At 39.9% G+C, this 26,078-nt stretch carries 18 protein-coding genes; 8 read left to right on the forward strand and 10 right to left on the reverse strand.

Annotation, left to right across the window (positions count from 1 at the left end; genetic code table 11):
* Positions 1 to 3,410 (forward strand): transferrin-binding protein-like solute binding protein (locus AC2SLP_RS10900; RefSeq protein WP_486536691.1); only part of this gene is annotated, 3,410 nt, incomplete at its 5' end.
* 278 nt (positions 3,411 to 3,688) lie between these two features.
* Positions 3,689 to 5,251 carry a surface lipoprotein assembly modifier gene (locus AC2SLP_RS10905; protein ID WP_486536692.1) on the forward strand — a complete coding sequence of 521 codons (1,563 nt, stop codon included), beginning with the start codon at positions 3,689 to 3,691 and terminating at the stop codon, positions 5,249 to 5,251.
* Between the two features lie 294 nt (positions 5,252 to 5,545).
* On the opposite strand, the gene putP is transcribed toward AC2SLP_RS10905, so the two are convergent.
* Positions 5,546 to 7,042, reverse strand: a complete 1,497-nt coding sequence (gene putP / locus AC2SLP_RS10910; protein ID WP_486536693.1) for a sodium/proline symporter PutP — start codon at positions 7,040 to 7,042, stop codon at positions 5,546 to 5,548.
* 306 nt (positions 7,043 to 7,348) lie between these two features.
* Positions 7,349 to 8,251, reverse strand: coding sequence for a LysR family transcriptional regulator (locus tag AC2SLP_RS10915; RefSeq protein ID WP_486536694.1), 903 nt, complete (start codon positions 8,249 to 8,251; stop codon positions 7,349 to 7,351).
* A gap of 229 nt (positions 8,252 to 8,480) precedes the next feature.
* Between AC2SLP_RS10915 and leuC the strand changes: the two genes are divergently transcribed.
* The 4 genes from leuC (at position 8,481) to AC2SLP_RS10935 (ending at position 13,207) form a co-directional block, all read left to right on the forward strand.
* On the forward strand, positions 8,481 to 9,920 hold the full coding sequence (leuC, locus tag AC2SLP_RS10920; protein ID WP_486536695.1) for a 3-isopropylmalate dehydratase large subunit: 1,440 nt from the start codon (positions 8,481 to 8,483) through the stop codon (positions 9,918 to 9,920).
* Between the two features lie 37 nt (positions 9,921 to 9,957).
* On the forward strand, positions 9,958 to 10,620 hold the full coding sequence (leuD, locus tag AC2SLP_RS10925; RefSeq protein WP_486536696.1) for a 3-isopropylmalate dehydratase small subunit: 663 nt from the start codon (positions 9,958 to 9,960) through the stop codon (positions 10,618 to 10,620).
* An 82-nt stretch (positions 10,621 to 10,702) separates the two neighbouring features.
* Entirely contained in the window at positions 10,703 to 11,812 is a 1,110-nt protein-coding gene (gene leuB, locus AC2SLP_RS10930) for a 3-isopropylmalate dehydrogenase (protein WP_486536697.1), read from the forward strand.
* A 291-nt stretch (positions 11,813 to 12,103) separates the two neighbouring features.
* Positions 12,104 to 13,207, forward strand: coding sequence for a L,D-transpeptidase family protein (locus tag AC2SLP_RS10935; protein WP_486536698.1), 1,104 nt, complete (start codon positions 12,104 to 12,106; stop codon positions 13,205 to 13,207).
* A gap of 121 nt (positions 13,208 to 13,328) precedes the next feature.
* On the opposite strand, the gene infA is transcribed toward AC2SLP_RS10935, so the two are convergent.
* From infA to AC2SLP_RS10960, 5 genes are all read right to left on the reverse strand, one after another.
* Positions 13,329 to 13,553, reverse strand: coding sequence for a translation initiation factor IF-1 (gene infA, locus AC2SLP_RS10940; protein WP_007395612.1), 225 nt, complete (start codon positions 13,551 to 13,553; stop codon positions 13,329 to 13,331).
* 180 nt (positions 13,554 to 13,733) lie between these two features.
* On the reverse strand, positions 13,734 to 14,600 hold the full coding sequence (truA, locus tag AC2SLP_RS10945) for a tRNA pseudouridine(38-40) synthase TruA (RefSeq protein WP_486536699.1): 867 nt from the start codon (positions 14,598 to 14,600) through the stop codon (positions 13,734 to 13,736).
* Between the two features lie 102 nt (positions 14,601 to 14,702).
* Positions 14,703 to 15,791, reverse strand: a complete 1,089-nt coding sequence (locus AC2SLP_RS10950) for an asparaginase (protein ID WP_486536700.1) — start codon at positions 15,789 to 15,791, stop codon at positions 14,703 to 14,705.
* Between the two features lie 270 nt (positions 15,792 to 16,061).
* Complete coding sequence (locus tag AC2SLP_RS10955) at positions 16,062 to 17,600, reverse strand: FimV/HubP family polar landmark protein (RefSeq protein WP_486536701.1); 1,539 nt, start codon at positions 17,598 to 17,600, stop codon at positions 16,062 to 16,064.
* Positions 17,601 to 17,940: 340 nt separating this feature from the next.
* Complete coding sequence (locus AC2SLP_RS10960; RefSeq protein ID WP_486536702.1) at positions 17,941 to 19,875, reverse strand: type IV pilus assembly protein FimV; 1,935 nt, start codon at positions 19,873 to 19,875, stop codon at positions 17,941 to 17,943.
* 407 nt (positions 19,876 to 20,282) lie between these two features.
* Here AC2SLP_RS10960 and tgt point away from each other — a divergent pair, with 407 nt between their 5' ends.
* Positions 20,283 to 21,434 carry a tRNA guanosine(34) transglycosylase Tgt gene (gene tgt / locus AC2SLP_RS10965; protein WP_486536703.1) on the forward strand — a complete coding sequence of 384 codons (1,152 nt, stop codon included), beginning with the start codon at positions 20,283 to 20,285 and terminating at the stop codon, positions 21,432 to 21,434.
* A gap of 91 nt (positions 21,435 to 21,525) precedes the next feature.
* Here tgt and AC2SLP_RS10970 read toward each other — a convergent pair whose 3' ends face one another.
* The 3 genes from AC2SLP_RS10970 to dinB form a co-directional block, all read right to left on the reverse strand.
* Entirely contained in the window at positions 21,526 to 22,005 is a 480-nt protein-coding gene (locus AC2SLP_RS10970) for a GAF domain-containing protein (RefSeq protein WP_486536704.1), read from the reverse strand.
* Between the two features lie 51 nt (positions 22,006 to 22,056).
* On the reverse strand, positions 22,057 to 23,253 hold the full coding sequence (gene queA / locus AC2SLP_RS10975) for a tRNA preQ1(34) S-adenosylmethionine ribosyltransferase-isomerase QueA (RefSeq protein ID WP_486536705.1): 1,197 nt from the start codon (positions 23,251 to 23,253) through the stop codon (positions 22,057 to 22,059).
* A gap of 105 nt (positions 23,254 to 23,358) precedes the next feature.
* Positions 23,359 to 24,471 carry a DNA polymerase IV gene (gene dinB, locus AC2SLP_RS10980; RefSeq protein ID WP_486536706.1) on the reverse strand — a complete coding sequence of 371 codons (1,113 nt, stop codon included), beginning with the start codon at positions 24,469 to 24,471 and terminating at the stop codon, positions 23,359 to 23,361.
* A gap of 361 nt (positions 24,472 to 24,832) precedes the next feature.
* Here dinB and AC2SLP_RS10985 point away from each other — a divergent pair, with 361 nt between their 5' ends.
* The gene (locus tag AC2SLP_RS10985) at positions 24,833 to 26,047 is read left to right on the forward strand and encodes an IS256 family transposase (protein WP_486535535.1); all 1,215 of its coding nucleotides are present in this window, start codon (positions 24,833 to 24,835) and stop codon (positions 26,045 to 26,047) included.
* Positions 26,048 to 26,078: the final 31 nt, after the last annotated feature.

The following is a 26,078-nucleotide window of genomic DNA, read 5'->3' on the forward strand; positions in this document are numbered from 1 at the left end:
AAGAACAAGCGGCAGCAGAAAAAGCGAAAGCGGACGCCGCGGCAAACGAAGCGGCGCAAGCTAAAGAACAACTAGTAGCGGCGCAAGAAGCGCTTGAAGCAGCAGAACAAGCCTTAGCAGATGCTCTAGCAGGCGGCGGTAACACAGACGCCCTACAAGCAGAAGTAGAGCGTCGTCAAGCAGCTCTAGAAGCGGCGCAAGCAGACCAAGCAGCAGCCGAGCAGGTAGCAGCAGCAGCACAGCAAGCCGCGGAAGAACAAATAGCGTCAGCGAATCAAGCCACGACAGAGGCACAAGAAGCACAGACAGCCGCACAGATTAAGAATGATCCAGAAGCTGATAAATCTGGTGTGCAATCTATTAATGTGGGTACATCAGTCGCTGGTCTAGAAGATTTCGTGGTTACTACACGTGATTTTGAAATTGGACAAGACAATGTTATTGCTAGAGCTGATATCGCTTCAAATGATCTTCTTCCAAAGGTTGACGTTAATATATCAGGTGATGGAGATACTAATCTTGCGAATGGGTTCAAGAGTCATACCGACAATACAATCATCCCGACTGCTTTAGGTGACTTACCATTAGAGTACACATCTGTTTATAAAGACTATGGCGATGATATGCGTATCGGTCATATTGATGGCGCAGCAAGTTTGCAAGGTACTGAAATTCCAGTAGATGGTATTGCAGTCATAGGTAATGCGACACAAGAGGCGAATGTACCAACAGAAGGGACAGCAGGTTATACCGGTGATGCGACGTATCGCATGCTTGGCATAGGCAATGCTATTGAATTTGGATCATCAGTATTTACCGCAGACTTTGTCGCGAAGACGCTTGATGGCACCTTAAGCTTTGATAATGCAGGTGATATTAGTCTAACAGCAGGTATCAACGGTAACCAGGTCTCAGGTTCTGCAGAAGCCAATAGTGGTTATGCAACCGAAGGTAGTTTCTATGGTGGTGACGCTCAGTACATCGGTGGTATCTATGAGGGCAATGGCGCTCAAGGTACCTACGGTGCTAAATCAGACACCCAAACCGCAGCAGAAGCAGCCGCGACAGCAGCACAAGAGCAAGCAGAAGCGGCGCAAGCAGCAGTAGCAGCCGAACAAGCCAAAGCAGAAGCGGCGCAAGCAGCAGCAGAGCAGGCACAAGCCGACGCGATTAGAGCCCAAGAAGCCTTGGCTAGAGCTGAAGACGCCTTAGCCAATGCAGGCGAAGGTGGAGATGGAGGACTTGCAGCCGCATTAGAACGAGCAGCAGCAGCAGAAGCAGCAGAACAAGCGGCTAGAGAAGCTCAAGCAGCAGCCGAGCAAGCTGCTCAAACCGCACAACAGTCAGAACAAGCAGCATTAGAAGCTAAAGTAGCGGCAGAACAAGCGCTTGAGGCCGAGAAAGCAGCAGCTGAGCTCGCCATTGGTGAAGCTAAGGCAGAAGCTGATGCACGTGTAGAAGCTGCTCAAGCATTAGTTGAAACGGCTAATGAAGAAGTAGAAGCCGCCAATGCAGCTACTACAGCTGCTCAGCAAACAGCAAATGCAGCTGAAGAGGCTAAAGATGAAGCATTACAGGCGAAAGAAGCCGCTGAGTTAGCTGCACAGGAAGCTCAGGCTCGTGCAGATGCAGCCGAAGAGTTGGCAAATCAATTTGTTGCTGCTGACTCATCATTATCAGGTGTTCAAAATACCGGATATGATGATAAGAGTTTCGAAGGCGAAAATTTCTCAGGAGGTTATGATCAGTTAGTACTTCGCACTAACGAATTAGATGAGAATATAGTACGCTCTCCTATTGTTGTAAATCTTGACGCAGAAAATGCCACGGATGTTGGTAATGGCTTTACCCAAAGTAATGGGTCAGTTGCTGTATTAGGTAAAAATGCTGTAAATACACCAGTCCAAAGTACTTTCAACTATACGTCAGTTTATAATAACTTTGATAATGAAATGCAAATTGGTCATGTCTATGGCAAGGTGAGACGTTCTTACGATAGAGATGAGCTTGCAACTACGTATGTTCAAGGTAATGCTACTAACATAGCAGATATTCAAAAGCTTGCTGATGGTAAAGAGACTGAAAACGGTAAAGCCCAATATTCAGGTGTCGCTACCTATAAAAATGGAGATACTGTTGATGTAAATGGTCAATCAAACTTTAATGTTGACTTCGTCAATAAGTCAGTTGATGGTCAGCTTAAATTTGACTCAAGCGACGATATTACGATTGGCGCTACGATTTCAGGTAATAAGTTTGCTGGTAATGTTAATGGTATTAAAACCTCAGGCGGCTTCTATGGTAGTGGTGCAGATCTATTAGGTGGGGTATATTCTGGAAATGACGCTGAAGGTACCTATGGTGCTGAAAGAGTAAAACCAGAACCAGAGCCTACTGAGCCAGTTGATCCAATAGATCCTACTGTTGAACCCTTAAATCCTACTGCTCCTGCTAATGAAGATATCGGTGGGTTTATGAGTAATACTTTAAGCAGTGAAGAAGGGTTAGGAACAGAGGAACGTATCGGATACCGTCAATTTGTAAATGATAAACAGTACTTTACAGCAACGGGTACAGATGAAAATGGCGAAACAATGCCTATACTAAAAGAAAAAGACAGCATTCAAAATTTCAAAGACTTTACTAAGTTTGATGCTCGTTTAGATACTGTTAAACCTGAACAGTTTGAAGAATCTGTCGTTCTAACCACTGTAAGATCAGATGATATAGATGCCGTAAATGGTTTTTATAAATCAAATTCACAGAATACCGATGCTATTCAAAATGCCGATTCGCCAGTTGGTAAGATTGAATTAAAAGTCGATTATAATTCAGTGTATAAGAATTTTAATGAAGTCATGCAAATTGGGCATGTGTACGGTAATCTTCGCAAAGAAGGATTTGCTGCAGGTATTAAGTCTAGATATGCTAATGTCTATGCTATAGGTAAAGCTACTGCTCAAGAAGATATGGACTACATGAAAGCCCTTGCTCAATACAATGTGAATAACAACATCAATGATGGACTAGTCGCATATCAAGGTGATGCCACATACGTTGAGAATATTCATTTACTTGATGGTACTGCAATGTCTCCTGTACTTAATGGTTCATCAGAATTTAGTGTAGACTTTATCAATTCAAAACTTGAAGGTACATTGTTATTCCCAGAGGGTAATTATGAATATATGCCACAGGGGAATCAAATTGGTATCGAAGCTAGCATAACTGGTAATACGTTTGCTAATGATAATGTAGCCAATTCAGTACATACCTCAGGTGGTTTCTTTGGTGAAGATGCTCAATTCTTAGGAGGTATTTATCAAGAGAATCAAACTAAAGGCGGCTCAGGTACAGGTGCTGGCACCGGTACCACCTTCCAAGGTACGTTTGGCGCTACTAAGCAATAAGTCAATGAGCTCATAAATTAAGACACTTTATAATATAGCTAAACAACAAAAGCGCCTTAGGGCGCTTTTTTATACTCAGGATTTAATAATCACTACTAAAAACCAAGTAACAACTACTAAAATTTAGTAATATCTTATACTTATACTTTTTAAATAGTGTAATATATTTATTCAAATTTAAATAATTCACTTCCTACCTAGGCTAGGTATAATACACACGACAGTATATAAAAATGGACGCTGAATATTATTATTCAGGAATTAAGTTAGGGAAAACTATGTCGCAATCACATCTATTAAAGACGCTTACAAAAACAGTCGTTATTTACGGTGCCGTTTATTCATCCAATGCACTTGCGGCAGCGGATAATATCGATGATATCCCTTCAAATTTTATTGAAGACACTCAAGCAAATACTGATCAAGCAGAAGAATTAATTAAGCGTGAACGTCAGAACCTCATTCCAGGCACCTACGTTCCAAGCGCAAAAGTATCAGATATAGAAGCTCAGAAAGCCTTGGATGAACGTCAAAAACTAAAATCTGCGCTAGGTTACGATTTAAATGCGCTTAAAGCTGATCCTGTAGCGTTTACTCAGTTTTTAAATTCTGCTATAGCGGCTCAAGATATGGCCACTGTAAGTGCCTTACTTCCTCACTACAAAGCCCTGCAAACGAATGATCCCATGCTCATTAATTTTGCAGATGCATTGGTATACCGTAGTCAGGGAGAAAATAAAAAAGCGATATCTATCTATAAAAAGATGCTTGTTAATAATCCAGATTTTCACCCCGTTCGTCTTAACATGGCTCAAGCCTTGTATGCAGACAAACAATACGCCTCAGCACGTGACCAGTTGCAAAAACTAAAAGCTGCAGATATACCTCAGCCTGTTTTAAACAGTGTCGATCGTTTAATTACGCGTATTGATCAGCAAGAAGAATGGCGATTCAATGCGTCATTAAGCTACATCCAAGACGACAATCTAAATGGGGTTCCTGAAAGTTCGATTGAATCCTTATACGGGACCACTGTCGAACCTGAATCAGGTAAGGGCGTTCAAGTCTCCGCAAGTGCTAAAAAGCGCATTAATTTGGATAAAAACTTCTATGCGACTGCTGGTAGTAATGTCTCGTTAAAAGGTTACTGGGACAATAGCGATTATAATGATTATCTTGTAACGGCATCTGCTGGGGTAGGTTATGATGATGCGAAGATTGATGTATCAGCCACGCCATTTGTGACGAAGCGCTTTTATGATGAAGATCCTTATAGCTGGCGAAAAGGAGTGACCATTAGCGGGTCAAAATGGATCAAGCCTAAATTGAAATTGACAGCATCTACGATGTATTCTAATGAAACCATAGACGATGATGACGACGATCTTCGTGAGGCAGATGGCTTATTTTTGGGATTAAATGCACTATATCTTAAAGATGCCAATGAATATTTTTACGGCGGTGTTGGGCGCTACGATAACGATGTCGATAAGACCAGTTTTTTAAGCTATGACCGTAATTCGGTCAATGCAGGGTGGGGTAGGGAGTGGACTAAAGGAATTTCTACATTAACGTCTGTCAGCTACGCTATCAAAGATTATGATAAGCCTTCTGATGATATTGCAGAGTTTTTCTATAGAACCTATAGGATAGAGGGGAACGATATCAGTCGTGAAGACAAAACAGCTTCAATTGATATTCAAGTATGGAAACGTGATTTGACCGTACTTGGTCTAACACCACGATTGGTTCTAGACTATGAAAAAACAAGCAGTAACTTTAAGTATTATGATGACCGTGATGATAAAAGCGCAACCATATTGCTGACTAAAACGTTTTAATGCTGGTCTTAATATGATGGTAATTTAACAAGTTAATGCTATATAGATAATAATAATCGTAAGATATACTCATAATATTAAGATATACATGCAAAAAAATACCACGCACATTTGCGTGGTATTTTGATAACTTAGAAGTATATAACTCAATAGTCTATAACTTGAAATTTCTACAGCTTAATGATTTGTTAACTATATCCAGTAACCTTTAATACATTACTGTTTAATAAAAAGATATTGAACAAAGCGTATTAAATAAAACGATACCTAACAAAATGAATTTTACTATTAAAACTATAGATTCGTTTCCATTTCTTTAAATCTAGCTTGTATATGAGGACTTGGTTCTGGTGTTGCCAAACTCACTATCACAATAGCAATGGAGCTTAAAATAAAGCCTGGAATGATGGCATACAACCAATCATTTAATGCAACACCATTAGCAGTCTCAAATCCACCATAAATCCAAGCGATAACCGTGAGTGCGCCAACTAACATACCTGCTAAGGCACCATTACGGTTCATACGTCGCCACATTAAACTGATGATAACCAGCGGTCCAAATGCGGCACCAAATCCTGCCCATGCATTAGAAACCAAGGATAGAACAGAGCTGCCAGGGTCTCGGGCCAAAAATATAGCCACAACTGCTACTAAAACCACTGAGATACGACCGACAAAAACCTGACGTGCTTCTGACGCTTCTTTATCAAAAAATAGCTTATAGACGTCACGAGTTAGAGAGCTGGATACGACAAGTAACTGGGAGGAGATTGTGCTCATAATCGCTGCCAAAATTGCTGCGAGTAAAAATCCAGAAACTAGAGGATGGAACAAAAAGTTAGTAAATACTAAAAATATGGTTTCCGGATCATCTAAAGTCATTGACGTTTTTTGAACATAAGCGCGGCCTGCAAACCCTGTTAGTAGCGCACCAATCAGACTCACAATCATCCAGCTCATACCGATACGTCGTGCCGTTGGAACATCTTTAACAGAGCGAATGGCCATAAAACGCACAATAATGTGAGGCTGACCAAAATAACCCAAACCCCATGCCATAAGCGAGATAATACCTACAAAGCTCATACCACTAAATATATCTAATAAGCTTGGGTCGATATTACGTAAAGCATTTGTAGTTTTAGATATGCCACCAAGGTCAGTAAAAGCAACGATAGGCACGATTATCATTGCAAAAAGCATGATAATACCTTGCACAAAGTCGGTCGTAGATACTGCTAAAAAGCCACCAAATAGTGTATAGATAACAACAACACCCGCTGTGACCCATAGACCTGAAGAATAGGACATGCCTAAAGCACTATCAAATAGCTTACCTCCACCGGCCAAACTGGCTGCTGTATATACGGTGAAAAATAATATAATAACCAATGCAGATATCACTCTTAGCAAGTGAGACTTGTCTTCAAAACGGTTGGCGAAATAATCTGGTAGGGTAATGGCATTATCAGCGATTTCTGTATAAACCCTTAGTCTGGGTGCTACCAATAGATAGTTTGCGAATGCCCCAATGGTAAGACCCAATGCAATCCAAATGCTAACCACACCGGAACTATACATATATCCTGGTAATCCAAGTAATAACCAGCCAGACATATCTGATGCGCCTGCAGACAATGCAGCCACACCAGGACTTAGGTTTCGACCACCGAGCATATAACCCGACGAATCGTTAGAGGCTTTAAAGTAGGCCCAAATACCAATACCAATCATTAGTAGGAAATAGAGGCCAAGAGAAATTAAAACTCCAGTAGATACTCCATTCATAAAGTAATCCTTATGATAATTTATAAACACAAAAAAACCATTATGTAGCGATTATCATAATGGTTAATTAGGATGATAAAATGTATCAACAAAAGTTAATGAGATTTAATAGCGTTAATTAGTAGTCCTAACCTTTAACAAAATGAGATAGATTTTAAACTCTATATGGCAAGTTACATTCTATTAACTTTTGGCAATATGGTAGCATTATATAGGAAGTTAGGCTTAATTACGAATGGCATTATTAGACATGATTATTAAAAACAGACATTTAAAAAGATCATTGTAAACGACTACTAAAAACAATTATTCTTTATCGACTGGTGCATTAAACTGATTGATGGGCGCAAGCATCTGCATTAATGCTTCCACGCTTGCCGAGCGAGTAAGACTTGGATTTATCACTACACCTAGATGGCGTTGAAGCTCAAGCTCATCATCTGCCATATCAATACAGGCAAGCTCTTGGTTGATCAAGGTTTGGGGTAATACTGACCACCCTAATCCCACAGAGACTAACATACGAATAGATTCTAATGGATTTGTAGTCATTGTGGCATAAGGTTTAAGATTCTGTTTGGCAAACTCAGCGAGCGTAATTTGGCTGGTAAATGTATTTGCTGCTGGTAATATTGCTGAATAGTGGGCCAACTGCTCCAAAGTAACTTTATTTTTATGTGCAAGACTCGACAATGTACCTGTGACGAAGAATAGGGGGTCTGACCATAGAGTGTAGTAAGTTAAGCGTTTGTCATATACAGGCGGCAGGGTCAAAAATGCCAGAGACAACTCGCCATCTAGTACAGATTTATGCGCAGTTTCTGAATCCACAAAGTGAACTTCTAACTGTACGGAGGGGTAGGTTTGGATAAACTGCTTTAAGACGGGTGGCAAATGGTGCAGTCCAATATGATGACTCGTACCAATTACTAATTTTCCAGATATCGTTTGCTGAGAGTTTTGAATATTAATCTTGAAATTATCATAATCATCTAACCATCTTTTTGCATGCGGTAGTAGCTCATTTGCCGCTGCAGTAGGAACAATACCACGTCCTAAAGTATCAAATAAGGTAACCTTAAATTCATCTTCTAAATTCTTAATACGTTTGCTAACCGCTGGCTGAGTTATAAAAAGCTTCTCAGCAGCGCCAGATATGCTGCCCGTTTGCATCACCGTAATAAAGGTTATCAAATTCGTAGTATTCATAATCTTCCTATGAGGAAATTAGTATTTATAATAGGTATAAATAATGACATATAATATAAAGTTTGCTAGTTTATAAAAATCATCAATTATTATTATATTACTTAAATGTTATAATCACAATAGTTAAATAGTCAATAATATAAGCTTAATTTAAATCACATATATTCGTTCAATTCTGAATATAATACGCTTTACTCCCTAAATTTATAAGCCAGTAAGGACAGTTTTCATGTCAATAGCATCGCCAATAAATACAGCCAAAACCCTTTATGACAAATTGTGGGATGCCCATTTGGTCACCCAACGAGATGATGGATCAAGCCTTATATATATCGATCGTCATTTGCTGCATGAAGTCACAAGCCCGCAAGCATTTGAAGGTTTGGCTTTGGCAAATCGTGAACCATGGCGTTTATCAGCTAATATAGCCACGCCTGATCACAATGTGCCAACAGTGCGCAAAGAAAGATTAGAAGGGGTTAGCGGTATTAAAGATCAAGTTTCACGCTTACAGGTGAAAACGTTAGATGATAACTGTGCCAAATTCGATATTGCAGAATTTACCATAAATGATGACCGTCAAGGTATTGTCCATGTTGTTGGTCCAGAGCAAGGACTTGTATTGCCGGGTATGACCGTGGTGTGCGGAGACTCACATACTGCAACTCACGGCGCATTGGGTTGTCTTGCGCATGGTATTGGTACCTCAGAAGTTGAGCATGTTTTAGCAACGCAGTGTTTGGTTCAAAAAAAGTCAAAAAACATGCTTATTCGAGTGGATGGTACGCTTGGTGAAGGTGTTACTGCTAAAGATGTGGTATTAGCTATCATTGCCAAAATAGGTACGGCAGGTGGTACCGGTTATGCCATCGAATTTGCAGGCGACGTATTCGAGAATATGAGCATGGAGGGGCGCATGACCGTCTGTAATATGGCAATTGAGGCAGGCGCGCGCGTGGGAATGGTAGCCGTCGATAATACGACAATTGAATATGTAAAGGGCCGTCCCTATGCGCCAAAAGGTGGACAATGGGAGCAGGCGGTAGAATATTGGCATACACTGCATAGCGATGCTGGTGCTGATTTTGATGCTGTGGTTGAAATAGATGGTAATCATATTGCACCGCAAGTCTCTTGGGGCACGTCACCTGAAATGGTGATCGATGTGACTGACCATATACCCACTTTAGCGGATGCTCAAGACGACGTTCAGCGTGAGGCGTGGGAGCGCGCTTATGAGTATATGGGTCTTAAACCGGATCAAGCGATTACTGATATTAACCTAGACCGAATCTTTATCGGCTCTTGCACCAATTCTCGTATCGAAGATTTACGTTCTGCCGCCTCAGTCATAAAAGGTCGTACTGTGGCAGATAATGTAAAAGAGGCGATAGTAGTCGCAGGGTCTGGACAAGTTAAACAGCAAGCTGAAGAAGAGGGTTTAGATAAGGTGTTTGTTGAGGCGGGCTTTGAATGGCGCGAGCCTGGCTGCTCTATGTGTTTGGCAATGAATGCTGACAAGCTTGAGCCAGGTGAGCACTGTGCCTCTACCTCCAACCGTAACTTTGAAGGTCGTCAAGGCAATGGCGGTCGTACCCATTTGGTAAGTCCTGCGATGGCAGCGGCAGCAGCATTAGCGGGTCACTTTGTGGATGTTAGAACGTTTTAATCCCATAGCTAATAAAGAATATTTAAAAGGAAATATTATGCAAGCTTATAACACCCAAACAGGTATTGTTTGTCCACTTGATCGCTCAAACGTCGATACTGACCAAATTATCCCAAAGCAATTTTTAAAATCTATTAAACGTACTGGATTTGGCGTTAACTTATTTGATGATTGGCGCTATTTAGATGAAGGTGTACCTTCTATAAATGGGGGACAAGATCAAAGCAAACGTCCTATCAACCCAGACTTTGTATTAAATAAACCCCGTTACAAAGATGCGATAATATTATTGGCTCGCCATAACTTTGGCTGTGGATCAAGTCGTGAACATGCACCTTGGGCTTTATCAGAATATGGGTTTCGTACTGTGATTGCACCAAGTTTTGCAGATATTTTTTATAACAACTGCTTCAAAAATGGCATGTTACCTATTGTTTTACCTGAAGAACAAGTAGATGAATTATTTGAAGCGTGCTTTGCAAATGAAGGCTATGAATTAACCGCTGACCTTGAGCGTCAAGTTGTAGTGACTCCTGAAGGTAAGGAATTTCCATTCGAAGTCGACGAGTTTCGCAAGCACTGTTTGCTTAATGGTCTTGATGATATAGGTCTGACTTTGCAACAAGAAGACGCTATTAGAGCGTATGAAGAGAAAATGAAACAAAAAACACCTTGGATTTTCAACGACGTGAAGGCTTAAACTAACTCTTAATAAGCTGAACCCGATCATAATTAGCTGAAATAAATATCAAACTTAAAACGATAAATTAGGAAAACACTATATGGCGACCGTATTAACTTTAGCAGGCGATGGCATTGGCCCTGAAATCATGACTCAAGCCGTGAATGTACTTAAAGCTGTGAATGATAAATTTGAGTTAGGCTTGACGCTTGAAGAAGGGGATTTGGGCGGCGCTGCTATTGATAGAGCGGGTGTGCCCTTACCAGAGGATACGCTTGAGAAAGCGGTAGCAGCAGATGCCATATTATTAGGCGCAGTTGGTGGACCAAAATGGGATGGAATTGAACGTAGTATCCGTCCTGAGCGCGGGTTATTACAAATTCGTAGCGCATTAGGACTGTTTGCAAACTTACGTGTTGCTAAGTTATATCCGCAGCTAGTGAATGCCTCAAGTCTAAAGCCTGAGGTTATATCAGGTCTTGACTTATTGATTGTGCGTGAGTTGACGGGTGGAATATATTTTGGCGAGCCGCGCGGCATTCGTACACTTGATAATGGTGAGCAGCAAGGCTACAACACCATGGTTTACAAGACCTCTGAGATTGAGCGTATTGGTAAAGTGGCTTTTAATTTAGCGAAAGTACGTGCTAAAGCCAAAGGCTTACCTGCAAAAGTCTGTTCAATTGACAAAGCCAATGTGCTAGAAGTTACTGAGCTTTGGAAGCAGACAATGATTAAGCTTCAGGAAGCTGAATATAGCGATGTGGCGCTCAGTCATATGTATGCCGATAACGCCTGTATGCAGCTTGTAAATAATCCGAAACAATTTGACGTTATGGTGACGGGTAATATGTTCGGCGATATCTTATCTGATGAGGCTGCAATGTTAACAGGCTCTATTGGAATGTTGCCATCAGCCAGTTTAGATGAGCAAGGAAAAGGCATGTACGAACCTTGCCATGGCAGTGCGCCAGATATAGCAGGACAAGATAAAGCTAATCCTTTAGCAACAATTTTATCGGTTGCTATGATGTTGCGTTATACCTTTAAGCATGAAGATTCTGCATTAGCTATAGAACAAGCGGTCAGCGATGTTCTTGATGATGGCCTACGTACTGCAGACATCATGGATGAAGATGAGTCCGGTTTGAATCTAGTCGGCTGCACACAAATGGGTGAAGCGGTATTGTCTAAATTAACAGCTATCTAATGTAAAAGTCGGCTATCTTAAATTTAACCGAACTGTGGTATCTACAATTGATAAGGTCGGAATATTAGCTATATTCCGACCTTTTTGTATCACATGATTGGTTATAGATAACGCAGTTATGTAATTATAATTAAATACAAAGATGAGGTACATAAGTTAGCATAGCTTTACGCTTGTACAATTTATCTAAGAAAGCCTTTCAAGTTAATATACATTTAAAATATAACGAAACATATAATTATATAATTAGCTTTAAGCGCCAATAAATATAGTAACCTTGAGGAAAATTGAATGTCTATTAATAATATATACAACCAATATCAGTCACATATTCATAAAGCACATAATTTTAAAAAACATTTAGCTAAAAAGACACTTGCGTTTGCATGCGCGGCTTTACTATCCGGGTTGGCTACTGCACAAGGCGGGATTAGCCAAAAAATTGAAGGCAGTGACTCTGTCAGTACAACGCTAAATGATATATTGCCTACCATCAAGTATTCCACCAACAATCTATCTGAAACAGCACAAAAAGTTAATAATAGCTCATGGAAAGCAGGTGAGGATATTAATCGTACGGTCGGAACAAAGTTACAAGCTTTGCTTAACTGGAATAATCATGGCGTCGGCGCTATTGATGGGTATTGGGGGAAAAATACACGAAAAGCAATGCAAGCGTTCCAAAAGGCTAATGGGCTACAGCAGACTAATAACTTAAACCAAGAAACATGGGATGCGTTAAATAGTAATAGCAGCATTGCAGAGCAGCCAGTATTGGTAAATTATACGCTCAAGAACTCAGATGTGAATATTAAAACCACAAATATACCAGCAGGAGCCCAAGCGAAAGGCAACCTTGAAGGAATGTATTATGAAAGTGTGCCAGAGGCTATCGCTGAAAAATTTCATATGAGTTTAAAGTATCTAAAAGAGCTCAATCCTAATGCAAGTTTCACAGCAGGGGAAACATTGACTGTATATAACCCTGGCGATCCTAATACAACCGCAGTTAGCCGAGTAATAGCTGATAAGAATACTCAAACGTTATTCGCTTTTGATAGTTATGGTAAATTGGTTGCCAGTTATCCGACAACCGTCGGTAGTACGGCCACCCCGTCACCTTCTGGAACGCATAAAGTAGAAGTTAAGGTACATGAGCCAAACTATACGTATTCAGATAATAATGGTGGACAGGTGATAATTCCGCCTGGTCCTAACAACCCAGTAGGACTAGTATGGATAGGATTAACAAAACCCTCGTATGGTATACATGGCTCACCTGATCCAGAACGTATCAGTCGTCAAGCGTCAGCGGGTTGTGTGCGTCTGACCAATTGGGATGCATTGGCATTATTGGGTACAATAGATGATAATGCAACTGTTGAATTCAGATAAGGTATATATAGGTACGATAAGGTATTAAATTGATCTTAAAAACTAAAAAACCGCTCTTTATAAGGAGCGGTTTTATTTGGCCATATATATAGGCCATTTACTTTACAATAAATCAGAGATATTAAGTCTTACCACGATAGGTAATACGACCTTTTGATAAATCATAAGGTGTCATTTCAACTTTAACTTTATCACCCGTCAAGATACGAATATAGTGCTTACGCATTTTACCCGAGATATGAGCAATGATTTCATGCCCATTTTCAAGGCGTACTTTAAATAATGTATTAGGAAGGGTGTCAATGACTTCACCTTCAAATTCAATAATATCGTCTTTTTTTGCCATAATTATTTGGGTTAACCCGTTACGAATGAAAATTTAGGTCATTATTATACGTAAAATTAAAGATTTAAGCAAATTATGCTATGTGTGTCAATTGTATATTTAATTTCTTAAGCTGTTTGATAAATAAGAGTTTAATGTTCAATTTAGGGTTAGACAGTTAAGCAGTTAGGCAGAGGTTAGTTAGCTAGGTAAATTTAACCATTGAGGGGTTAATGGCAGTTGCGGTAACAATGCTTGCAAAGGCTCTGGATAATAGGCGTTAATGAAGTATAGTCCATCAGGCGCAGCGGTAGGGGGTGCAATGGTTCTATCTTTAGCATGCAAAATTCTTAAATAATCACTGGTTTCCATCTCGCCTTTACCTATGGCATATAGTGTCCCCATCAAGTTTCTTACCATATGATGTAAAAAGCCATCTGCTTTGATATCCAATACTAAAAACTGACCGTGCTCGAACAATCTGGCATGGTGAATGTTTCGGATAGGTTGATTCGACTGACACGCGGCAGCCCTAAAACTACTAAAATCATGCGTACCTTGAATATAATCGGCAGCTTTTTGCATGTTTGTAACGTTCAAAGGTTCATGAATATGTGTCACCATATGATTCAGCATGGCCGGACGCTGAGGTTGATTTAAGGTGATGTATCGGTAACGACGTGCTATAGCATTAAATCTAGCGTGAAAATCATGTGGCATTGGCTGTAGCCAGCGTATGGCGATATCACCTGGTAATATACTATTAGTACCACGTAACCAGTTATAAATCCCGCGATCTGCACTCGTTTTAAAGTGCGCTATCATGTTTCCTCCATGCACGCCAGCATCGGTTCGCCCAGCTGCAACGACTTCGACTTTTTCGTTAGCGATCTTGCTTATGGCTTCTTCCACCACTTGTTGTACGCACAGTACTTCTTGTTGTCTTTGCCATCCTCGATAATTTGATCCAACAAACTCAATACCTAAAGCGTAGGTTTTAGTTTGGGGGTCAGCCTGACTGTCAGGTTGAAAGTCATTAGATCTATTTGAAAAAACATCAGAATTCATTATTCATTTGACCTACTTGTTAAAAAATGACTACCAATTATCATATTACGCGATGCAGCAGACTCCTATCGATGAGTCTAAATTAATACTAGCTTTTATGAGCTATACCTTCCCTACACTATAAGTCCAGCGTTGACGCCTACGTGCTGGGGTATCGAAGGCTAAATGAAGCCATAACAATCGAGCATATACCGCAGCAATTGTCAGACGACCCGCAGACAGTACATGGTGATCATATTGCCAACTACCTGCTGCATAAGCGTCATTCACACCCCCGTAAGGGCACTGAGTGGAACAGACTAATATATGGCCACGTTGATATAAAGTATCCATAGTTTGCGCCACAGTCTCGCTGTAAGGAATATTTCCCGTACCAAATCCTAATAGAATAATACCTGTTGGAGATACATCTAACAATGTACTAAGTTGAGTGTTTAACCACTCGACATCATTTGGGACGCAATAGAGTGTCGGTATAACTATTGACTCTGATGCAGTACTTATTTGAGTCAATTTCTCTTGAGTATCTTCAATCCAGTTTTCACGCCGTGCAGCTGGTAGGATTTTGGTATAAGAATTGGCTGGATAGCCTGCACGGCTATGACCGGTAAACGCCATTAGGTCATGACTATGAATTTTCTGCACCGTTTGGGCAGGCCAGGTTTCACCTGAGAATGTGATGATGACACCTGGTTCCCCATAGGTTGCTAGTCCAACTGCTTCGGATAAATTACCCCAAGCGTCACTATTAGGATCAATCTTGTAATCATAGATATCATTGGCGTCGAACAGTGGACGCATACTGGCAGTTAAGACAATACAGATATCTGAACCTGCAAAGGCTTCTGCTAAGAACGCACCCAAATAACTTAAGGTGTCTGTCCCAGTTATGAGAACAAATTGACGATGTCCTTCTGCATATTGATCTAATATTAGTTTAAAAAAATGGGTGAAATCAACAGGATTGAGTTGGCTACTGTCCTTTACACAGTCATTTGCAATCGACTCTATATTCGTATTTAAATTTTGATGGATTTTATCTATTAAAAGGGGTAAGAAGGTGTCAGCAGGTAGCGTTGTTAAAGGTTTACCATAGCTTCCAAAAGTACCTCCAGCATAAATAAGCTTTATCTTATTAGGATTACCTTGATCGGCTAACGTATTTATTAAGCGTGAATCTTTATTGGTCATAATTTGATCTATTGGTAGGTTGTTTCTGAATTTAAATAATGCATTATACCGCTCTATTTAAAGAAACAAAGCGATTCAAATAAAAAAAGGTATGAGGCCTAAGCTTCATACCTTATGAGTATATATTATGATAATTGAATTGCCTGTCCATGTCTAAGTATAGCGTCTTTAAGTATAGACCTTCTATCTAAATGATGAGTATAATTTCTTTGATGCCTTAATCACCTTAACAATAGATAGACAGTAATAACCCTCAGAATTGTTGGATGGCTAATACAAGCTATCTAAAATCTTTTTGGCTGTTTCTTTTTGTGCATCCGTAGCTTTACCTTCAATAACTTCTTTTACCAAACGTTTAGCACCATCATATTCTCCTACTTCTAAATACTGCTCCGCTAAATCCAAAGTCAATTGCGAGCTGTCAATATCTTTTACACCATCAAACGTTGGCATATCATTAGTAATATCAACAGCACTATCTTCAAGCTCTACCGGAGATTCTGACGCATCGGAAGTTATTTCGTCTTCAATATCTTCTGAATCAAGCTCGTCTAATTCTGATAAGGTATCAAAGTCAGTTGAATCAATTTGTTCTGCTTGAGGATCTAAAGCAGTATCGTCTACACTTGTTATGGCGTCAGTGCTCTCTAACTTTATATTATCGGCATCATAGCTAGCTGTCTTAGAATGATCTAATTCAAGGGTTTCTGATTCAAGGCTATCAAATTCTATATCATTGTCGTCAGGCTTACTTATATCTTCTACCTGTGCCGTATTCTCTGTAACCGATTTTAGTAAATCTGTTTCTTTTAAGTCTGTTTCATCTACAATTATATCGTTGGTGTCTGAGCTATCAGTTGTCTCCGAAACAGCGAACTGCGTATCAGTCGCATCGAGCGTCTCAGAATCGTCATCCCAATTAAACTCTAAGTTTTCAAGATCTGTATTACCTATATCTTGTTCTATAGGGCCCTCCAAAGTAGTCTCTTCCAAGCTTTTCTCGAGTTCCGCTAAATCAAACTCAGCCGCATCTTCACTTGATAAATTTTGTTCATCGTTTTGATCTTGATGCTGATAGTTATTGCGCGCTTGATCTGAGTCATTGGTGTGTATCTGCCAATCAATATCATCATCACGACTTTGAAGAGAAGGGTCAGTGTTTGCGATAGGCTGCTTAGTATGAACGTTATCAGTGAAATTAGCAGTATCAGCTATGTCATCATGTTTCCCATCTAAGGAAGATGATAAGTTATCTGTACTATCTCTATCTATACTATCTGTACTATCTATATAAGTACTATCTATGCTATCTGCACTTTCAATATTAGTTGAATCAGCATGTGTGTAATGAATAGAAGGCGTAGAAGGTATATCGGAGGAGTCGGAGGTTAAAGAATTTGGTGAAGACAGTCGATTCTCTTCATCTATCATATCCTTTATTAGATTGGCTTCTTTTACTATTTCAGGATTTGAATGGACAATCAAACGTTTGTAAAGCGTATTAAACTCATGCGGTTTTTTAACCAGCGCATATACTTTTAGTAATTTAAGCGTAATGGCGTCATTATCAGGTTGTTTACGCGCCCCTATTTTTAATTCAAGAATGGCATCATCATAGCGCTGCTGCTCAATCATCTCTTGAGCACTTTCAAGATAATTGATTTCTTGTTTGGGTGGGCGCGTGGGTGCCGAAGGCGAGAGAAGTAAGTCTTCATCTTTACGTATTGATCGGTTATTTCGCAGCATTATGAATACTAATAGTGCAAGTAGAGCAATCAAAACAATAAAGGTTATAACTCTTATAGACATATGTAATCCCTCGTCTCATATAATGGTAACGATTATATAAGGTTACTATAGCAGACGATTTGAAAGTTTTTTGAATGAAGCGTCAATTTATATAGCGTTTAAAACTAATGACAGTGTTTAGAACTAATTTAGTACGATTCAGATCGAATACATGACCCTATGCAAACTATAATACATTAACATAATCTTATAAATGGTTATAGATTAGCAAAGATACGTAATTTTTGCAGTATTTAGACTAGCACTAGTCAATCTATTCGGTATCAGTCTATTTAATATCAATCATTTATGGATCAATCTATTAGGTATAAAGCCATAATTCGATTGTGACTGATTGTGACTAGAAATGATAGATTGGACTAGAAAGTGAGGCTTCTAAAGCCATGGACGTAGGTAATTGAGTTATTTCAGTGATATTTTTGTTTGAGCTTATGAGCACCTCATCTTGGTCACTGGTTATAGCAGAATCATCGTTCACAGAATTTAAAATGGCTTCAATACTATTAGGCTGTCGCACGGTTATTATCGATGTGTCTTCCTCAATAGGATAATCGCCCTCTAAATTTAAAACAGTGCGCTTTTCAGTTACGACAAGTATTGGTTCTGATTCAAACCGTGTCGCCGCTATCTCTACATCCGAGTTTAAATTTTCTAAATTTGAAGAAGGCTCATATAAGTCTTGCAGCGCTGAATTGGCAACCTTAACTTGTGCTAAGGGGTCAATTGTAGATAAACTTAGCGAATCAGAAGAAGCAAAATAGTCATCACCATTTACTGACTTATTGACTGCTAATAATACATCATCGTTATTATCTAAAACATCATTAAGCGGTGGGGTTACATCTATATCTTCTGTAATATTAAATAAAGGTGGAGGCGCTTTAGAGCGGACTATTAGCGGTTCAAATGCTTGTGTATCCTGTCCATTATTTACCTCTTCATTATCTACTATGACCGATTCAATGCTTGCCATTAGCACGGGGCTTGAAGAATGGGTATACTCATCAAATTGAATACTATCATCAAATAATGAAGGCGGCTTTTGAGCTGATATAGCTAAAGGTTGATATCCGCTAGCTGATAGATTGTCATCAGCTATGTTAACAACTGAGTTATTTTCAAAAGGACTATGACTACTTTCATCAGCTTTCAGAAACGCAATATTATGGGTTGACACGCTTATTGGCATGACAACATTTACCAGATCGCTTTTCGTAGCGTTGTTGGAAGCGTTGTTCGAAGCGCTGCTAATAATGTTGTTAATACTAGCGCTTTGATGGTGCTGATTAGAGTCTGAATCAGCACTAAAAGAGTGGTTGCCGATAGGCGCCGTGTTATTTACTTGTAGAGCTACATCATTTGAAATTTCTGAGTGTTCGGCGCGCTCAGAAGGCTTTGGATGTTTTGTAGGATGTGAACGTACTACAACATTAGCAGCTAAAATTGTATCAGCTGAACTTGTCTTACGGTTCGGCGTTGACGTTCTAATTTTTAATGGACGCACTTCAACAGATCTGCTTACCATAACTGGCAGATTTAAAAAGCCTGAGGTTATCTTATCAGTTGATGACTGATTAAATAATGAGGGCGGCTTAATATGCTTAGACACAGTAAGCGGCTTAAAGTCGTCCGCCTGAATAAGGTTGTCAGTTTGATAGGTGCTGTAAGACGGTGAGTTAAATAAAGGGGAGCGAACTTGTACCGGCTGTGACGCTTTAGATTTAGATCGACTTGTTTTAATAGAGCTAGTTTTAAAGGTGCTAGTTTTATTATGACTAGATTTAACGTGCGTAGACTTAGACGGATTAGAAGCCTTTAATGAAGAGGCGTTAAATATCGGCGTGCTAATGTCAGCAAAAGTTTTTACTGGACGGTTTGTATTATCTAGCGGCAGTAGTAATGTTTTTGGAACGGATTTGGTAAGCCCTTTATTATTAACAACGAGCACAACATCGGCAAAAGGCTCAGATATTGAGTCACTAGAAGTAAGAACCAACGCACCACTGCGCGCAGATTTTTGAACAAACTCAACTTTGATAGGGGTGTCATCATCGAGCCCCATTTGTTGATATATAGAGCTACTGGCAATACTGACTGAAAAGTCTTTTGGATTGATATCGCTGATATCAATGCTGGCTAGAAGCGGCTCATTTTGAGCAGAATGAATGTGAGTTTGCCCAATAGTCGCCGCATTGCTAGATTGCGCGACCAATAATATTGACATGCCTACAGAAGCAACTGCTAATTGTGTACGTAGCTTTGAGTGCCGTGCCATAACAATTCTTATCCCTGTAACATTTAACACCGCTTTTGTGCTCAATATCAGTCGACTATAATAGTCGTTACAGATAATTGGACAATGAATTGACTCTTCTATTTAGATTATGAGAACTGTTCTTATTATATTTCTAAATAAAAATTGAACCATAAAATGTATCTAGTTTGTAAAAGTGCTACTGCTTTTATACCAAAGTACACGTTGGATTGCTACTAAATTTTTAAAAAACTTATCCAGTTTTTAAAATTTTTTGTCAAGAATGTAAAAAACAGCCTAGATATGAGTATGGATAAAATAATAAAGGGATAAGTGAGTAGGTGGCTAGGGGAATAACATTCTGTTTAAATCTTGGTAGTGGTATAATGATAAGTCTATTTATTAATAAGATATTCTGAGTTAATTCTATGCAATTCACTTTACACAAAACTGCGACGGGTGAATCACGCGCACGTCGAGGTACTGTTTCTGTAGCTCATGGCGAAATTAGAACCCCAGCATTCATGCCAGTAGGCACTTATGGCACTGTCAAAGGTATGCTACCACGAGATATCGAAGCTATTGGAGCCGATATTATTTTGGGCAATACTTTTCATTTATGGTTACGTCCAGGTACGCAAATCATTGACAAATTTGGCGGTCTGCATCAGTTTATGAATTGGAATAAGCCTATTTTAACTGATTCTGGTGGATTCCAAGTATTTAGCCTTGGCGCTATGCGTAAGATTACCGAAGAAGGTGTCGCGTTCAAATCACCAATTGATGGCGCTAAAGTTTTTTTATCACCCGAAAAGTCTATGCAAATCCAGTATTCGTTAAACTCTGATATCGTCATGCAGTTCGATGAATGTACCCCTTATCCAGCTACCTTTAGTGAGGCACAAAAATCTCTGGAGCTATCCTTACGTTGGGGTCAGCGCTGTGTGGATGAACACAAAAAGCTTAGCAACACCAATGCTTTATTTGGTATTGTCCAAGGTAGTATGTACCAAGACTTACGCCGTCAATCAATGGAGGGCTTGCTAGATATAGGTTTTGATGGGTATGCTATTGGCGGATTATCAGTCGGTGAACCAAAAGATGAGATGATTGAAGTTTTGGATTATATGCCAGAGCTGATGCCAGCAGATAAACCTCGCTACTTAATGGGTGTGGGCAAGCCTGAAGATATTTTAGAAGCCGTGCGCCGCGGTGTAGATATGTTTGACTGTGTGATGCCGACGCGTAATGCACGAAATGGTCATTACTTTGTAACGGGTAATGAAGACAACCAAGGTATCGTTCGTATCCGCAACAGTCAATACCGCGAAGATCAGGGTCCACTTGACCCAGAATGCGATTGCTACTGCTGTGAAAACTTTAGCCGCGCTTATTTGTATCATCTTAATAAGTGTAAAGAAATGCTGGGTGCTCAATTGGCTACCATCCACAATCTTCGCTATTATCAGCGGTTAATGCAGGGTATTCGCGATGCGATTGATGAAGATAGATTTGATGACTTCGTAGCAGACTTTTATCACAAACGAGGTCAGGATGTACCACCCCTTGAGCTTAAATAGTCAAACCTCAGTAAATACCAAGAAGGCAGAGCCAAGAGCTCTGTCTTCTTTACTTCGGACATAAAAACAGACGTAAAGAACTAATTACTTATTAAAGTAACCCGACCAATTTTTCTAAATACCCAGCGTCCATCTGATCGAAAGTTGCTAATTGATCAGAATCTATATCGAGTACAGCAATGACCTCATTTGAGGTGTCTTTAATAGGGATTACAATTTCAGACTGAGATAGTGGGGAGCAAGCAATATGATTGGGATGGGTATTGACATCAGAGACGATCTGGGTTGATTTTGATGCCCAAACTTCCCCGCAAACGCCTTTACCATTATTAATACGCGTACAAGCTAAAGATCCCTGAAATGGACCAAGGATTAGCTGATCAGAGGTTTTATCAACCCGATAAAAACCAATCCAAAACCATCCGAATGTCTCTTTTAGCAATGCTGTCAGATTAGCCATATTAGCAATTAAATCACTTTCGCTGCTTAATATAGCTTCAGCTTGTTTAATTAATAGCTCGTATTTTTCAGCTTTATTTGCAGAAGAATTAATAGGGATAATGGTATGCATATCTCTCTCTTATTTAACACTTTGCCCTATAATTGGGACAAATAACACCTCTTACAAGCCCTGCTTTTTAAGCCAGTTATGATTACGCTCTAATAGCATAGCATCCCCATAACTAAAGAAACGATATTTTTGCTCAATAGCGTGTTGGTAGGCTTGCTCAATATTTTTTTTACCAGCAAAAGCAGAGACGAGCATTAATAGGGTAGACTTAGGTAAGTGAAAGTTGGTCAGTAAGGTATCAATCACGCCAAATTTGAAGCCTGGATAAATAAAGATATCAGTATCTCCTACCCAAGACGAGATATTTCCGTTTTCATCAGCGGTTTTTTGATAAGCGGTTTCCAAGACGCGAGTGACTGTCGTACCGATAGCGATGACCTTATTGCCATTTTTATGGGTTTGGTTAATTAAGTCAGCCGTATTCTGCGGCAGATTGGCATATTCACTGTGCATGGTATGATTAAGTAAGTTGTCAGTCTTAACAGGAGCAAAAGTACCTGCGCCGACATGCAAAGTCACATAAGCAATATTAATACCTTTAGTCGCAAGCTTATCAAAGACTTTATCATCAAAATGTAAGCTAGCGGTCGGGGCTGCGACACTAGCCATCTTAGCTGGGTCATGAAACACAGTTTGGTAGCGTACGTTATCGGTTTCATCCGCATGACGCTCAAAGTAGGGCGGAATAGGCAGTTCACCATACTGTTCTAAGTCAGGAAGTATTGGGTTTTTAAAACTTAAAATAAATAGATTCTTATGACGGCCTATCATCTGGCATTCGATATCGCCATTTGCTAAAAGTAAAGTCTGACCAAGTTTAGGGGCCTTGCTGGCACGTACATGACACAGTGCCACATTGATATGGTTTTGTCCCGCTGCATCTTTAGCAAACTGCTCTTCAGCGGTTAAACGTTCAACCAAAACCTCGACTTTACCGCCCGTATCTTTTTGACCAAATAGGCGCGCTTTCATTACTTTGGTATCATTATAAACGATAAGATCGCCGGCATTTAGTAACTCAGGCAATTGGGCAAACTGTTTGTCTTGAATCTCAAACTGACTGGTTTGTTGTGCTGGCACATACATGAGCCGAGATGCACTACGCTGATCTAAAGGATAGCGAGCGATGTAATCATCTGGCAGATCATAATCATAATCTTCCACACTTAAATAGTGATCGGTAATATTATCGTCATTACGGGCGTTATTTGGTTCTACAGGGTCAGAGGTATGGTTTGATTGGCTCATAAGTAACTATAACTGTGTTAGTGAGAGGATAGAATAGGATAGGTGCAAAATATTGCTTGCTTAAAGTGGATAACAGTTTAACAGAAATAAATTATTTTACCTGAACTACAGGCCAAACAAATCTGGCTGAGTGTTGATAGAATCAGGGGTAGTTAGGTTTGAATAAGTGACACCTACTAAACGAATCGGTAAGTGACGGGGCACATCATCAAGCAGTTTTCGTAACCAATAATGAGCTGATTCAGCGGTTGGAAAGGGCGTATGTAAAGTGTGAGAGCGAGTTATTTGATGAAAATCAGAATATTTGATCTTCAATGTAATGGTGTGACCTAAACGTTCTTTGGCAACAAGGTCAGAAAAAGCATCAGCATTCTGCTCAAAAATTTGCACCAGTAAACTTTCGGTATCACTAATATTATCGCGAAAGGTGGTCTCACTACCTACTGATTTGTGCTTACGTTCTGCCTTTACCGGACGAGTGTCGTTGCCATGTGCGATTTCCGAATAGAAGCGACCACGTTTACCAAATTCTTGCACGAGCGCCTCAACTGGCTGAGCTTTTAAGTCTGCTCCTGTATAAATCCCCATTTCGTGCAAACGTCTAGCAGTGGCTTTACCGATACCGTGAAAACGCTCGATGGGCAAACTGGCAATAAAGTCATCTGCTTGCTTAGGCGTAATGACTGCAATACCGTTAGGTTTATTAATATCAGAGGCTATCTTTGCCAACATCTTACTAAACGAGACCCCTGCTGAGGCTCTAAGATGCGTCTCATTATATATCTGTTCACGCAGCCAGTTAGCCATTAAAGTTGCTGATCCATGATGCTCTTTTATACCTGAGACATCTAGATAAGCCTCATCTAGTGACAAAGGCTCTACTAGATCGGTTAGGCTTAACATAATTGCTCGAATCTGCTGACTGACTTGTCGATAAACATCAAATCGGGGGCGTACGAATAACGCTTCAGGACAGCGTTTTTTCGCTTCATAACATGACATGGCAGAGCGGACGCCAAACTTGCGTATTTCATAACTGGCAGCAGCGACTACGCCGCGTCCATTAGGATCTCCACCTACTACTAAGGGTTTACCACGCAGATCAGGAAAATCACGCTGTTCGACACTGGCATAAAATGCATCCATATCTAGATGGATTATTTTGCGCTGAGGCGGTTTAGATGCTTTAGATTCATCTGGTGGGATATGATTATTCATTAATTAGGAATAAAATTAGGAGTAGGTTTGATAATGTAAAAAGTTTATTACTCAATAGGCTCATTATAACAGGCATAATAATAGTAGGTATAGTTATAGCAGACATAGAGTATAGAGGGATAGAGTATAGAAGGATAGAAAAGGGGTTTGAACTAAATGTCTACTAACTGCCTGCTAACTAAAATGCCCTCTAACATATGGTTAGGGGGCATTGATAGGTAACTACTTTATAGGTAACTACATTAGATGATTAACTTAAATAACTGTTTAAAGCAAATAAGTCTCTTCATGCTACTAAAATAAAGAGACTTTCCCAAACTTTGTGTAACTGCTTATAATCCATAGTAAAGGAGAATAAGCAATGACAAAACAAACAGAACTAAAAAAACTAGCCGAACAAATGGCCAAACACGTTGGCAGCTTTGAAGACATCAAAGCATTTCAAAAAGAGCTCATGCAGTCATTTATTGACACTGCATTAGAAGCCGAGATGGAAGAGCATCTAGGCTATCCTAAGCATGAAAAGGCGGATACCCCAAACAAGCGCAACGGTCACACCAAAAAGACAGTGCGCAGTGACACAGGTGAGATTGAAGTATCTACACCCAGAGACCGTGAAGGAAGCTTTGATCCTGTATTGGTTGCAAAGCATCAAACTCGTATCACTGGGCTCGATGATAAAATCATCATGTTTTACGCCAAAGGCCAGACAACCACTGAGATTGTTGAGAGTATCAAAGATATCTATGACGTTGATATCTCAACCAGTCTCGTATCAAGGGTTACTGACAACATCATAGATGACATCACAGCATGGCAGAATCGTCCACTAAGTAGCTTATATCCTATCGTATATTTAGACTGCATTGTCGTTAAAGTACGTCAAGACAAGCAAATCATTAATAAAGCCATCTATCTGGCCTTAGGCGTCAATCTTGAGGGCAAAAAGGAGCTACTGGGTATGTGGCTATCGGAGAATGAAGGCGCTAAGTTCTGGCTAGGTATTCTCACTGAACTACAAAACCGTGGGGTTCAAGATATTCTTATTGCCTGTGTGGATGGTTTAAAAGGCTTTAGCGAGGCAATTAATACGGTATATCCAAACACACAGGTTCAGCTATGTATTGTGCATATGGTACGTTACTCTATGAAGTTTGTACCATGGAAAGATAGAAAAAAAGTAGCGGCTGGTTTAAAGGCGGTTTATGGTGCTGATACGCTTGAGCTGGCAGAGGCTAGCCTTGAGCAGTTTAATGAGATCTGGGGCGATAAATACCCGCATGTGGTTACCTCTTGGCGCAATAATTGGGAGGGCTTAACCGTGTTCTTTGATTACCCGAAAGACATTAGAAAAGCCATTTATACGACCAATGCTATCGAGTCATTAAATAGCGTGATTCGTACCGCTGTGAATAAGCGTAAGATATTCCCATCTGATCAAGCGGCGTTAAAGGTTGTTTATCTAGCGACTCAGCAGGCGTCTAAAAAGTGGTCGATGCCCATCCGTAACTGGACGTCTGCTCTTAATCGATTTATGATTATGTTCGATGAGCGTGTTAGTAAGCATTTAATCTAAATTGCAGTTACACAGAATTCAGGATGGGCTC

This window comes from Psychrobacter sp. CX21 (assembly GCF_057396255.1).